This window comes from Vibrio sp. B1REV9 (genome assembly GCF_905175395.2).
GTDB classification, from domain to species: domain Bacteria; phylum Pseudomonadota; class Gammaproteobacteria; order Enterobacterales; family Vibrionaceae; genus Vibrio; species Vibrio alfacsensis.
Genome location: NZ_HG992746.1, coordinates 1,384,768 through 1,398,183 on the forward strand (window position 1 = coordinate 1,384,768; position 13,416 = coordinate 1,398,183).

A 13,416-nucleotide genomic window follows, 5' to 3' on the forward strand; every position below is an offset into this window, starting at 1 on the left:
CTAGAATGCTTCATTAATTTGAAAATAAAATCCAGTGCTGTCTTTACCGACACCTAAATCGACACGTACGTTAATGCGCGCTTTAAAGGCAAAGCGATAACCCACACCGATGGTTGGCAGCCAGCTACTTTCGAATAAATCGCGATAGGTTGGGGCAATATTGCCAGCACCAACCCAAGTGACAATGCCGTGCCTCCCAGACAGGGTATGGCGCAGCTCGACTTGAGTAGAAAATTGATGTTTATCGCGGTATTGTCCTTGGTAGTAGCCGCGCATACGTTGGTCATCGCCCAGTTGGGCATAATCAAACCAAGGCGCTTCACCAAAAATAGACTGCGAATATACCTCCATTGCGATGATGGTAGTGTCAGACCACTGTTGGTATAGACGGTAGTTGGCGACAAGGTTGTCGTAGTTTTCATCACTGCCAAGTGAATCGCGGTTGGCTATCCATTCAATATCAAGGAATTGGCCGCGCATTGGGTTTGGTTCAAAATCGCGCGTGTCGTATTCCATTCCAAGTAACACACCGCTGCTGGTGGCATCGGTCACCTCGGATGGAAGAATATCGCTATCAACCCCTTCTACTTTGCTAAAGGATTGCCATTGCCAGCCCAGTTTTGCATAGGTATCGGGTGCGATTTCTACCGCGATCTTTGGGCTCAGCTGCAAACGTTGGCCCTCATACTGTACTTTGTTTTGCTCGTTTTCTGCCGCTTGTGTACCGATGCCCCAGTAATAACCCGGTGTATGGCTGATCCACGCCTCACCGAGAAGACGGATCTTGTCACCTTTTAAGTAAGTACGATTGTTCAGCCCCAAGCCATAAGAGCCCGAGGTTGAACCGTAAGAGGTTGCGGTGACAGTGGAGTAAGGATCGCCTTTTTGCCAATCATAAGGGGTGTATAAACCCACGGCTGCCACACCGATGCCAAAGCCTTGCTCTGGGTTCACGAATGGTCCTGGTAACACGCCCCAGTCGATCAATTTAGATTCGTCTACGCTTTCGCTAGAGCCTAGCTTAGTCAAGATATTGTCCATTAAGCCTGGTTCAGCTTGCTCTGCAAGTGCATACGGTGCACAGAGTAGCGCTGTAATCGCGATGTGGTGCGATGCTTTCATCTTGTCTTTGCCTTAGAATCGACGATCAATAGAGAAGAAAATACTTTTACGATCGCCAAATCCCGCTTCACCCAAGAGATACCAATCTTCATTGAATTGGTATTGCATACCAGCGATAGTGTTCCATTCAGAAGTTAATTGTTGTTTAACTTCAAATCGACCGGATAGGTCAATACCCGCTTGCTTGAGCGTTCCTGAGAGTTCTTGCTCGACATTTTGGTACATTGCACCAACCCAAAAGCGAAGGGGTACACCATGGCTATGGAAGTCGTATCCAACACGTGGGGACACCACAATAGCATCAATCGCACCATCGATGACATTCAGGTTGGTTTGGGTATAGCTCGCATCGACAAGTGCAAAAAGCTGTTTGTAACCGCCCGCAAGAACAAAGCCTCCGCCATAGGTATAGCCGTCCAGATCTAGTCGGAATGGCGTTTCAAGTAATGTATGACCAAAAGCCTTTAACTTAACGGTGGTTTCAGAGTAACCGTCTAACTGTCCGACTAATCCGTATAGGTTTAAAAATGGAAACAGCCAAACATCGGCACGCAGGGTCATAACATCTGTTGCTTGCTTACCGGCTCCTGCTTCTAAAGGAAGCCCATCTAAGTTTAAAGGCCCCAACTTGACGTTTTTCAACGCGATGGAGTTGACATTAATGCCTTGCTCCATGCTCATGTAGCTGAGGTTTAAACCAAAGGGCTTTGGTAGGTTGTAGCCGAGTGCTTCTGCTTCTTCTTTCCAGATAGGCAGAGAGATGGAGTCGGCATTGACTACTCCGGTGAATAGACAAGAGCAAGCTAAGAATAAGGAACGCAATTTCATAGTGAACTTCATTGAGCGTGACAAGCAAAAAAACGCCGTCGGTAAAAAGCTACCTGCGGTATTGGAATCACAGAAAAATATCACTTAGTCAGGAAGACAAAGCACCAAAGCGTGAGTTAAGCATTTTTGAATTTTATAAGGTGCTTAACATCGGAGACCGCATCTTACTCGAAAAAACACAAAAGTAAACTTCAAAGTGTACATTTTGTTTTTGTAAGCTATACTCCGAATTCATTAATAAGTGGTAGTTAATCGAGAATAATGAAACTTTCAGAGAAGAAACGCTTAGCGCTTATAGAAGCGGCTCAACAAGAGTTTATTGAGCATGGCTTTACTTGCGCGAACATGGACAGAGTATGTGAGCGGGCGGCCACATCGAAAAGGACGTTATATCGCCATTTTGAAAGTAAAGATCAACTGTTTATTGAATCGATACAAGCTGCCCTAGAGAAACAGACAGCGAAGTTACAATTTCAGTATTGTCCAATGGCAGATCTGAACACTCAGCTTAGGGGGTATTTACACGCTAAGCTCGACTCGATGTATGAAGATTTTGGGCTGCCATTAGCAAGAATGGTCATCAGCGAGTTTATTCGCACCCCTGAGTTTGCTAGCAGCTATTTACATCAACTCCAACGTCAAGATCAGCAGCTAGATTTATGGTTTGCCCAAGCGATTGATGATAAGAGGATAAAGCCCCACGATCCGGTCATGATGAGTAACATGCTGATGTGTCTGTTGAAAGGAAATTTCTTATGGCCACAGTTGGTTGCCAATCTAGATGAACCGACGTTAGAACAACGCAAGAAAACGGTTGATGATATTCTGATGCTATTTTTGGATGGCTATCGTAACTCCTGACGTTGGGATTGAGTTTGATTCGATTCGCCATCTACTTATTGATTGATGTAGCAGCAAGACTAACAGTACGCGGTTAACGTGCCATGCGATTCGAAGCACTCTTTAATAGGATTCGATATAAGTCCAGTGTTGCCGCTCCACTCTTTGCGCCTTTCGGTAAGGTGAGGTGCAATGCAACTTGATACTGATTTGAGTGTTCCAATTCCAGAACTTTGATTTTGTCACTTTGGCGATATTCGACAAGATGCTCAGGAACACGACAAAATCCAACTCCTTGCTCTACCGCGCGAAATGCATGATCAAAGCTGTCGACGGTGATTCTTTGTCGAGCGCGTAACCAGCCTACATCTCGTTTTTCTTTTTTTGATTCTCCCAGATCACGAACAACAATCTGGCTAGTAGTAGAAAAATCGGCCAGTGAAACTAAACTCTGTGAAGCTAGGGGGTGATGAGTTGCAATGACGGGTACCATTGAGGTCACACCAAAGGCTTCGGCTGGGTAATTAGTGATCGGTAAGTTGATGATGGCAATGTCAGCCAGTTCATTAGTCACCATCTCAGTTGTTTTACTCAATGATGTTTCTACTACTTGAACTGACGTTGTATTGTTGTGTAGAAAAAACTGACTTAACGGTTCATACAGCCAACGCTGATCGCATAAATGGTCGATGGCGACGGTTATTTCGGGCTCGACACCGCTATCTAATTGCTTACTAATCACCTCCAACTCTCTTGCTTGCTCCAGCATCGATTGCGCTCGGCGTAGCATGGTTTTGCCATGTTCCGTTAATCCTGCCTTACGTCCTTTTACTTCAATGAGCTTAAGACCGAGCTGTGATTCCAGCTTTTTTATTGAATAGATTAATGTCGTATGGCTTTTATTCAGGCGTATTGCGGCAGACTGGATGCTGCCTGCTTGCTCAATAGCTTGCAATGTTTGCCATTGCTCTAAGGTTGTTTTGAGTTTCATTGGTCAGTTTTTTCAACAATTACTGGCGACATTATGAACTTTTTTGTCAGTTTTATACAGGTGATAATTCTCGTATCGAAACTGAGTCAATAAATTTAGGTGGCACTCATGGTTAAATTACTTCAAGTTGATTTTGAATATCACGGTCCTTTTGGGGAAGAAATGTCTAACGCTATGGTTGAGTTGGCGCAGTCCATCAATCAAGAGCCAGGTTTCCTTTGGAAGATTTGGACGGAAAGCCAGAAAGATAATTTAGGGGGTGGTATCTACTTATTTGAAGATGAAGCTTCTGCTTTAGCGTATTTGGACATGCATACTGCACGATTAAAAACTATGGGCATCACTGAAGTGCGAGGCCAAATTTTTGATATTAATGGCCCATTGAGCCACATTAATTGTGCGCCAATTGAAGAGTAACATCATGACTAATCGCACTTTTCTTACTGTACATGGCGCGATCTATGCTTTGTTCGCTTTTGCTTTGTTTTTCATACCAACTATGATGTGGCCGATGTATGGAGTACAGATCAACGATCAATATGCTTTGTTTTTGTCTCAGCATACTTCAATCTTTTTAGGTGGTATTGCGGCTATCAGCTTCATGCTAAAAGATGTTGAGCCGGGACGAATGGCAAAGCAATTATTTAAGGCATTGCTTATTACCAATCTATTAGGTGCAGTGATCACCATTTATGCGGGTGTGACTGGTGTGTTTATTGGTTTCGGTTGGAGCGATCCTGCTTTTTTCATTCTACTGAGCTTTATGACTTATAAGCAGTTTAGGTTGAATTAGTCAAACGCCCTGTGATTTAAGCACAGGGCAATTTGCGTTAACGCTTAGTTAAGCCCTTGCTGTTTAAGTAAGGTAGAATATGAGGGCGTGACTCACCAGATAGTTTGCTACACACATCTTGAGACCAAGTGCTTTGTTTTTGGTTACTAGAACGATTGGCGTAATAACTCTGCATCGTTTGGTCGTATTGCTGAATATCACCTAAGTTAAGCGGCTCATATTGATTTTCATGTACGATGATATGAGCTGGTAAGCGGGGTTTGATTTCAGGGCTTTGATCAGGATGGCCTAAGCACATGCCAAATAGCACGGCGGAGCCTTGAGGCAATTCAAGCAGCGCATCCACTTTTTCTGCGTTATTTCTTAAACCTCCGATGTAGACGCCCCCCAATCCCATAGACTCAGCAGCAAGCAAACAGTTTTGCGCCATAATGCCTGAATCAACCGCACCAATGAGCGTCAACTCAGTAAAGTCTGTTTGGACATTTGGATTGATGCTGACGTGACGTTGGTAGTCGATACAAAACACCAAAAACTCCGCGGCACTTTCGACATAAGCCTGATTGCCTGCGTATTGTGCGAGCCGTTGACGCTTTTCAAGATCGGTGACTCGAATAATAGACACGACTTGCAACATACTTGATGACGATGCTGCTAATCCCGCTTGGATAATGGTTTGTAGTTGTTCACTCGAAATTGCTTCAGAGCGGAACTTTCGAATTGAACGGTGGTTTAAGATGGTTTGAATGGTACTGTTCACGGGATCACGTCCTTGCTCTTCTAATGCGTTTCTTTACCTTTGTTTGTACAACATAAACATTTTTATCGTCATGGTAAATAATCAGAATAGTAAAGCGAGAGTAGAGAGCTAGACTTGCGCTTTTTCTTTGAAACGGCGATTCATCATGCGATGTGAATTCTTTGCTCAGCAGCGTTGTGCTTCTTGTAAAAACAGCGACATCCCATACTCACTTCAAGTCGAGCAGAAAGACGCTCGACTGAGGGCGATGTTTGCCCCATTTTCTCCACAACAGTGGTTAGCGCCAGTGCTGAGTGAGAAAACACAGTTTCGCAATAAGGCTAAAATGGTCGCACTTGGGGCGGCGCATCAACCCACGCTAGGCATTGAAAACGTGCAAGATGGTTCGCCATTATCGTTAGTTAATTGCCCTCTTTATCCTGATGAGACGCAGCAGTTCTTAAGCTATTTGCAAGACTGGATTCGCGTGGCTGGTATACCGCCTTACAACAAAGTTAAAAAGAAAGGTGAATTGAAATTCGTGTTGCTGACGCGAGCGCAAAATAGTGGTGAATTCATGCTGCGATTTGTGATGCGCAGTGACTCGGCTTTGGAACGGGTACGAGTGAATTTACCTCGCTTGCAGCAAGCCTTTCCTAATGTAACGGTTGTGACGGTGAATATTCAGCCTGTCCATATGGCGCGTCTTGAAGGGGAAGAAGAAATATTTCTCACTCAGCAGCAGAGTTTGCTTGAGCGCTTTAATCATGTTCCTTTGGTGATAAGACCTAAGAGCTTTTTTCAAACCAATCCACAGGTGGCTGAAAAACTCTATGCCACCGCACAGCAATGGGTGGCAGAGATTAAACCTAAGGCCATGTGGGATCTTTTCTGTGGTGTTGGCGGTTTTGGTTTGCATTGTGCATCAGAGCATACCTCAGTCACGGGAATTGAAATTGAAGCCGAGGCGATCGCAAGTGCAAAGCGTTCAGCTGCGATGATGGGTATTGAAAATCTCGACTTTGCCGCATTGGATTCGGGAAGTTTCTCCCAGTCACAAGAGAAAATGCCAGAATTGATATTAGTGAATCCCCCTCGTAGAGGGTTAGGGACATCATTGGCTGAACAATTGGAACTGTCCGGGCCAAAATACGTTATTTACTCAAGCTGCAATCCAGAGACGATGGCGAAAGATTTGTTGGTGATGTCGAGCTACAAGATATTACGTTGTCAGTGGTTTGACATGTTTCCCCATACGGATCACACAGAAGCTATGATGTTGTTGGAAAGAAGCTAGTCGATAGTATTTTTGCTTGTGATGCGTGCGATTAGATTAAAATTTAGTCCGTGAGTGAGTAGAGAATTTGGGTATACTGATTATCAGAATCAATAGCTTATAGAAGTGAACAGCATGAAAGAACTGATCCTACATACCGTTACGGTATTCATGGGCTTTTTTGCCATTATGAATCCGATAGCCAATATTCCCATTTTTTTGAGTTTGACGGCGGATGAAGAGAAAGATACGGTCCGTTCGATCGCGTTTCGCTCGGTGTTTTTTGCTTTTTTGATTGTGGCGGTATTTTCGGTCGCCGGAAAACTTATTTTTGATCTGTTTGGTATCACCTTATATGCCTTGCGTATTACCGGAGGCATCTTAGTTTTTATGATCGGTTTCCGCATGTTACAAGGTGAATCGACACATCAAAAAACCAAAGAAAAGGCCTATTCTCCAGCTCAACAACAAGCCGCCTTAAGTATTGCGGTTTCGCCTCTAGCAATGCCTATTTTAGCTGGGCCAGGAACGATAGCGACCGCCATGAACTTTGCCACTGCGGGCGGGTTTGATCAGACGATCATTACCATTGTGTCGTTTGCGGTCTTATGTTTGATCACCTATGTATTGTTTTTATTTGGTGACCGTTTGGTCAAAGCGGTCGGCCCAAGTGCTCTAAACGTGATTACTAAGATGATGGGCTTGATCCTTGCGGTGATTGGCACTCAGATGTTTATCGACGGAGCAGCAGAAGCGTACAAGACTGTATTTTCATAATTGACAGTTTTTTAAATGATGCCCGAACTTGACCGTTTGGGCTTTTTTTTTGCTTTAATTCTCCTCCAATGCCCGTTTCTCACATCAAATGCCCGTTTTTTTGTGTGGGTATTCACCTTTTCGGTCAAAAGTGGGCAGGTAGAAATTGCTTGTGATGAGCATCGCAGTATTTATCACCATTTAAATTAATATCGCAGTCATTGAAAGTTGTCGAGTTCGTTATTAATGCAAGCAGCCACAAGAGCCAGTTATATACTTAAAGTTATCGCTAAAGTGGGACAAGTATCTGTTGTTGACTTATCGGAAGAGTTAAAAGTATCCGTTGAGACAATAAGAAGAGATCTAAAATTACTTGATAAAAAAGGAGAGCTTGTTCGAGTTCATGGTGGAGCGGTTGGAAAACAGTATCAAGATGAGGGAACCTCATTTAATAACCGTGCTTGCAGTAACATTGATGATAAAAAATATTTAGTCGATCAAGTGATATCGAATATATACGAGGGCTCTGTTATTGGCTTAGACGCAAGCTCATCAAGTTGGTTAGTTGCTCAATCAATGCCAAATATAAGATGCACCGTGGTAACGAATTCGATTAATAACATAAATGTATTATGTGGAAAACAAAATATTAGCATTATTAGTTTAGGCGGATATTTTTCTGAAAAATATAAAGCATTCTATGGAATGATTGCTAGAAATACCTTGTCTGAAATGGCATTAGACCTATGTGTAATCTCTTGTGTTGGCTTCGATGAGCACTCAGGAGTATGGGACTCGAACGAATACAACTATGAGATAAAGAAAACGTTTATAGACGTTTCTGATAAAGTAATTTTGTTAGCCGATAAAAGCAAATATAAAAAGAAAGGCTTACTAAGAATTTGTGGCTTAGATGAAATAAATTTAGTGATATCTAATGCCTCAATAAGTAAATAAAAGTAAATAAAAATATAATCCAATAACGTGAAACTCATTCCTATAAAAATAATGAGGGGAATGACTGTACCTAAAGGAATTTAAAATGACTGACATTTTATCATCCGCACCACAACCAGAAATAAAGAAAGGGAATGACGAAGTTATTCCAAAGGCTGTACTAATACCATTTATTTTACTTACCTCTTGCTTTGCTTTATGGGGGTTGGCAAATAATATGACTGATGTATTGATTGCACAGTTTAGAAAGGTATTTACGTTAACCGACATGCAATCTGGCTTAGTACAGACGGCATTCTACGGAGCTTATTTTGTTCTAGCATTACCAGCTGCTCTGTTTATTCAGCGCTACAGCTATAAAGCGGGCGTGTTACTTGGTTTAGGCCTCTTCGCATCTGGTGCATTGCTGTTCTATCCAGCGGCTCAAGCGATGGAATACTTACCGTTTCTAATGGCTTTGTTTGTTTTGGCTGGTGGTCTCTCTATTCTCGAGACCAGTGCTAACCCTTACATTATTGCAATGGGACCGCAAGAAACCGCCACGCGCCGACTAAATATTGCGCAAGCATTTAATCCTGTGGGTTCAATTACCGGTGTCTTGATTGGTAAGTTCTACATTCTTTCTCAACTTCATCCCGCTTCTGATGCAGAACGTGCCGCAATGTCTCCAGAGCAGTTAAGCACGATTCAAACGGCAGAACTTGACGCAGTAATGATGCCATATCTTGCAGTTGCTGCTGTCATCGTTGTCGTTTGGTTAGCCATTGCGTTCACGAAAATGCCAAAAGCGAAAGAAGTCATGGTGAGTGATGGTGCCGATCACTCAATGAGAGCGACATTTGCCCGTTTAGCACAAAAGAAACATTTTGTACGCGGTGTCATTGGGCAGTTTTTCTACGTGGGTTGTCAGATAGGTTGTTGGTCTTGGACCATTCGTTATGTAATGACACAAGTGGGTGGAACAGAGGCCGACGCATCAAACTTCTTACTTGCTTCTATCGTTGTGTTTAGCGCATTCCGCTTTATCTGCGTGGGCCTGATGAAGTACATCGCGCCTGAAAAATTACTTGCGGCACTTGCTTTGGTTGCTTCTCTACTTGTGCTTGTGTTGATGACCGTCGGTGGTGTTACAGGCGCCTATGCGTTAGTTGGTATCTCTGCGTGTATGTCTTTGATGTTCCCAACAATTTTTGGCCTGTCTCTACAAGACCTAGGTGGTGACTCTAAATTCGGAGGTAGCTGCTTAATCATGGCAATCCTTGGTGGTGCTGTACTAACAGCAATCATGGGACAACTTTCAGATTCAATGGGTATTCAAGCCGCTTTCGTTATCCCACTTATTGGCTTTGCTTACCTCGTTTACTTTGGCCTTAAAGGCTACCAAATCGAAAAATAATTAGATTAATGTGAAATAAGAGAATTTAAAAATGAACAACTTAGTCAAAATCGGTATCCGCCCTACAATTGATGGTCGTCGTCTTGGTGTACGCGAGTCGCTAGAAGAGCAAACGATGAATATGGCAAAGAACCTTGCCAACTTCATTGCGGAAAATGTTCGTCATGTAAGTGGTGAAGTCGTTGAGTGTGTTATTGCAGATTCTACGATTGGTGGTGTAGCGGAAGCCGCAGCTTGTGCAGATAAATTTAAACGCGAAAATGTTGGCTTAAGTATTACTGTGACGCCTTGCTGGTGTTATGGCACGGAAACCATCGATATGGATCCGCATATGCCTAAAGCGATTTGGGGCTTTAATGGTACAGAGCGTCCTGGGGCAGTGTATCTTGCAGCAGCAATGGCAGGACATTCTCAAGTTGGTTTGCCAGCGTTCTCAATCTATGGTGAAGAAGTACAAGATAAAGACGACACCTCTATTCCATCGGATGTACAAGACAAAATCTTACGCTTCTGTCGCGCGGGTTTAACGGTGGCAAGTATTCGCGGTAAGTCTTACCTGTCAATGGGTTCTGTTTCAATGGGTATTGCAGGTTCAATTGTCGACCAGCCATTCTTCCAGCACTACTTGGGTATGCGTAATGAGTATGTTGACATGACAGAAATTAAACGCCGCCTAGACCGTGAAATCTTTGATAAAGAAGAGTTTGAACTTGCATTGGCGTGGACCAAAGAGCACTGCCAAGAGGGCAAAGATTACAACCGCATTGCAATGGATGAAGAGCGTAAGAAAGAAGACTGGGAAACTGTGGTTAAGATGACCATGATTATGCGTGACTTAATGGAAGGCAATCCAAGATTGGCCGAAATGGGCTTTGGCGAAGAAGCGCTTGGTCACAATGCCGTGGTTGGTGGTTTCCAAGGTCAGCGTCATTGGACGGATCATTTGCCGAATGGTGACTTTAGTGAAGCTATCCTCAACTCATCCTTTGATTGGAATGGCATCCGTGAGCCGTTTGTTATCGCCACAGAGAATGACAGTCTAAATGGTGTCAACATGCTGTTTGGCAAAATGCTAACTGGTCAAGCACAAGTGTTCTGTGATGTGCGTACATACTGGTCTCAGGATTCTGTTGAACGTGTGAGTGGCTATCGACCTGAAGCAGGTTTTATTCACTTAGTTAACTCAGGCTCTGCTGCGCTAGATGGTTCTGGTGAAGCAAAAGATCAACACGGTGAAGCGGTCATTAAGCCTCATTGGGATATGAGCGCAGAAGACGCAGAGGCATGTTTGAGTGCAACTCGTTGGCCACCAGCAGATGTTGAATACTTCCGTGGAGGCGGTTTCTCGTCAAACTTCCTAACTCATGGTGGTATGCCATTTACGATGCACCGAATTAACCTCATTAAAGGTATTGGTCCTGTGTTGCAAATCGCAGAAGGTCACTCCATCACATTACCGAAAGAAGTGCATGAAACATTGAATGAACGCACGAACCCAACTTGGCCAACAACTTGGTTTGTACCACGCATCAATGGTGAGGGCGCATTTAAAGATGTTTACTCGGTCATGGCAAACTGGGGCGCAAACCACTGTGTGATCACGTATGGACATGTTGGTGCAGACTTAATTACGTTGGCATCCATGTTGCGTATTCCGGTTGCGATGCACAACGTCGAAGACAAAGATGTATTCCGACCACATACATGGAGTGCATTTGGCCAGGATAAAGAAGGTCAAGACTACCGTGCTTGTGCCAACTTCGGTCCTCTTTACAAGTAACTACGGTGGGCGGGGGAAACTCCGCCCCAATAGGAGTTTCTATGTCAGTAGTGGTTGTTTTGGACTGTGGTGCAACGAACTTACGTGCAATCGCCATTGATCCAAAAGGCAATATTGTTGCTTCACACTTCATTAAAAATTCGACGAAAAACGATGCGAATAACTCAGACTTTCATGTTTGGGATTTTGAAGACATTTGGCAGAAATTAGTTGAGTGCGGCCGCCATGTTGTCTCTCAAGTTGGCGCTGACAATGTTCTGGCTTTCACGGTGACCACATTTGGTGTTGATGGTGCGCCATTCGATAGCCAAGGAAAACAGATTTACCCGATTATTTCTTGGAAATGTCCACGTACTTTAACGGCCATGAAGCAGGTTGAATCTGAATTGGACCGCCTTGAACTCTATCAGAACAATGGTATCGGAGACTACAGTTTTAACACCTTGTACAAGCTGCGCTGGCTAAAAGAGCATGAGCCACAAGTTTTCAGTGATATGGATAAATTTGTGTTCATTTCGTCGATGATTACGCACCGATTGACAGGTGTTATGACAACCGATTACACCATGGCTGGCACATCGATGATGACGGATCTAGACCGTTGTGGGTGGAGTAGCTCAGTTCTGAATTACTTAGGTTTATCAGAGGCGAACTTCCCTCCTTTAGTGATGGCGGGAGATGTGGTTGGTAAGGTTAATCAGAGTGTTGCAGAGAGCTTTGGTATTAAGAGTGACATTCCGGTTATCTCTGCCGGTCACGATACTCAATTTGCATTAATTGGTTCTGGCGCCGAAGAGAATCAGGCATTTTTAAGTTCCGGTACATGGGAAATATTGATGGCTCGTAGCCAACGACCTCAACTTGATTCCATGGCATTAAAAAATGGCGTGACCGTCGAACTTGATTCCGTTCAAGGTTTCTACAACCCAGCAACACAATGGTTATCCAGTGCGGTTGTTGAGTGGGTTGCCAATCAGTTTTTTACTGCGGAACAAAGTACGGGCGAGCTATACACCACCATGATCCAAGAGGCGAATGAGGCGGGAGCCGGGGCTGGAGGCGTGATCTTTACTCCGAACTTTACAACCAGCGTTGATGGCGTAGGGCAAGGTTCTATTGAGGGACTCTCTATTCATACTTCGCGAGGCCAGATCGTTCGAGCCGTTTTTGAGGGATTAAGTCATCAGCTTAAGCAGCGTTTTGATTATCTCAATCAGCTTTGCAATCTGAATGATGGTCCCGTGGTTGTTGTCGGTGGTGGAACCAAGAACGCACTGTGGAACCAATTGAGAGCTAATGCATTGCAAAGGCCACTACATATTGTTGAGCAAGCTGAAGCAACGGTAATTGGTGCGGCGATGTTTGCGTTTTCTGGCGCAGGTTATTACCCAAATATTCAAACAGCCCAATGCAAAATGAAACCGAGTTTACGAGTAGTGAATCCGATTTTTATAACGGACACAGACAAGGAGTATAGCCATGCTTAAAGGTATTCATCCAGCGATTTCACCAAAGCTTTTAGCGACCCTATCTGAAATGGGGCATGGCGATGAAATCCTTTTCGCTGACGCGCACTTTCCTGCTCATACCTTCGGCCAACATGTGATCCGTTGTGACGGTGTTGGCGTGGATACCTTGTTAACCGGGGTCGTGGCGTTATTTGAGCTCGATCAGTATGTGGATCAACCCGTTGTGATGATGCAAGCCGTACCTGGGGATGAGCTCGATCCTAATGTGGAAAAAAAATACCTAGAGGCAATGACGGTTGCCGACGTGAAACAAGAACAAATTGAGAGAGTAGAGCGCTTTGCTTTTTATGAGCGAGTTAAACAGTGCTACGCAGTGGTGCTGACTGGGGAGACGGCCAAATATGGCAACATCATCCTCAAAAAAGGCGTGACAACTTTTTAAGAATAAAAAAGATTAAGGAATATAGAA

At 43.9% G+C, this 13,416-nt stretch carries 14 protein-coding genes; 10 read left to right on the forward strand and 4 right to left on the reverse strand.

Annotated elements, in window-relative coordinates; translation table 11 throughout:
• The gene (locus tag KHN78_RS20210; protein ID WP_211918500.1) at nucleotides 1–1,122 is read right to left on the reverse strand and encodes a BamA/TamA family outer membrane protein; all 1,122 of its coding nucleotides are present in this window, start codon (nucleotides 1,120–1,122) and stop codon (nucleotides 1–3) included.
• Nucleotides 1,123–1,134: 12 nt separating this feature from the next.
• Nucleotides 1,135–1,950, reverse strand: a complete 816-nt coding sequence (locus KHN78_RS20215) for a TonB-dependent receptor (protein ID WP_211918502.1) — start codon at nucleotides 1,948–1,950, stop codon at nucleotides 1,135–1,137.
• 261 nt (nucleotides 1,951–2,211) lie between these two features.
• Between KHN78_RS20215 and KHN78_RS20220 the strand changes: the two genes are divergently transcribed.
• Complete coding sequence (locus tag KHN78_RS20220; protein ID WP_211918504.1) at nucleotides 2,212–2,811, forward strand: TetR/AcrR family transcriptional regulator; 600 nt, start codon at nucleotides 2,212–2,214, stop codon at nucleotides 2,809–2,811.
• Between the two features lie 73 nt (nucleotides 2,812–2,884).
• Here KHN78_RS20220 and KHN78_RS20225 read toward each other — a convergent pair whose 3' ends face one another.
• On the reverse strand, nucleotides 2,885–3,781 hold the full coding sequence (locus tag KHN78_RS20225) for a LysR family transcriptional regulator (protein WP_211918506.1): 897 nt from the start codon (nucleotides 3,779–3,781) through the stop codon (nucleotides 2,885–2,887).
• 108 nt (nucleotides 3,782–3,889) lie between these two features.
• Between KHN78_RS20225 and KHN78_RS20230 the strand changes: the two genes are divergently transcribed.
• A complete protein-coding gene (locus KHN78_RS20230) occupies nucleotides 3,890–4,198 on the forward strand; it encodes a monooxygenase (RefSeq protein WP_211918508.1) in 309 nt (102 codons plus the stop codon).
• A 4-nt stretch (nucleotides 4,199–4,202) separates the two neighbouring features.
• Entirely contained in the window at nucleotides 4,203–4,574 is a 372-nt protein-coding gene (locus tag KHN78_RS20235) for a hypothetical protein (protein WP_211918510.1), read from the forward strand.
• Between the two features lie 37 nt (nucleotides 4,575–4,611).
• Here the strand turns inward: KHN78_RS20235 and nfsA are convergent, their stop codons facing one another.
• Nucleotides 4,612–5,334 (reverse strand): oxygen-insensitive NADPH nitroreductase, encoded by a 723-nt coding sequence (nfsA, locus tag KHN78_RS20240; protein WP_211918512.1) that lies wholly within the window; start codon nucleotides 5,332–5,334, stop codon nucleotides 4,612–4,614.
• 145 nt (nucleotides 5,335–5,479) lie between these two features.
• On the opposite strand from nfsA, the gene rlmC reads away from it, so the two are divergent.
• The 7 genes from rlmC (at nucleotide 5,480) to fucU (ending at nucleotide 13,389) form a co-directional block, all read left to right on the forward strand.
• Nucleotides 5,480–6,610, forward strand: a complete 1,131-nt coding sequence (gene rlmC / locus KHN78_RS20245) for a 23S rRNA (uracil(747)-C(5))-methyltransferase RlmC (protein ID WP_211918514.1) — start codon at nucleotides 5,480–5,482, stop codon at nucleotides 6,608–6,610.
• Between the two features lie 114 nt (nucleotides 6,611–6,724).
• Nucleotides 6,725–7,366, forward strand: coding sequence for a MarC family protein (locus KHN78_RS20250; RefSeq protein ID WP_211918516.1), 642 nt, complete (start codon nucleotides 6,725–6,727; stop codon nucleotides 7,364–7,366).
• A gap of 225 nt (nucleotides 7,367–7,591) precedes the next feature.
• The gene (locus KHN78_RS20255) at nucleotides 7,592–8,302 is read left to right on the forward strand and encodes a DeoR/GlpR family DNA-binding transcription regulator (RefSeq protein WP_211918518.1); all 711 of its coding nucleotides are present in this window, start codon (nucleotides 7,592–7,594) and stop codon (nucleotides 8,300–8,302) included.
• 85 nt (nucleotides 8,303–8,387) lie between these two features.
• Nucleotides 8,388–9,698: an L-fucose:H+ symporter permease gene (fucP, locus tag KHN78_RS20260; protein ID WP_211918537.1), complete on the forward strand. Its 1,311-nt coding sequence runs from the start codon at nucleotides 8,388–8,390 to the stop codon at nucleotides 9,696–9,698.
• A gap of 31 nt (nucleotides 9,699–9,729) precedes the next feature.
• Entirely contained in the window at nucleotides 9,730–11,478 is a 1,749-nt protein-coding gene (gene fucI / locus KHN78_RS20265) for an L-fucose isomerase (protein ID WP_211918540.1), read from the forward strand.
• A gap of 41 nt (nucleotides 11,479–11,519) precedes the next feature.
• The gene (gene fucK / locus KHN78_RS20270) at nucleotides 11,520–12,965 is read left to right on the forward strand and encodes an L-fuculokinase (RefSeq protein WP_211918543.1); all 1,446 of its coding nucleotides are present in this window, start codon (nucleotides 11,520–11,522) and stop codon (nucleotides 12,963–12,965) included.
• Nucleotides 12,958–13,389: an L-fucose mutarotase gene (gene fucU, locus KHN78_RS20275; protein ID WP_211918546.1), complete on the forward strand. Its 432-nt coding sequence runs from the start codon at nucleotides 12,958–12,960 to the stop codon at nucleotides 13,387–13,389. The genes fucK and fucU overlap by 8 nt, the downstream gene beginning before the upstream one ends.
• Nucleotides 13,390–13,416: the final 27 nt, after the last annotated feature.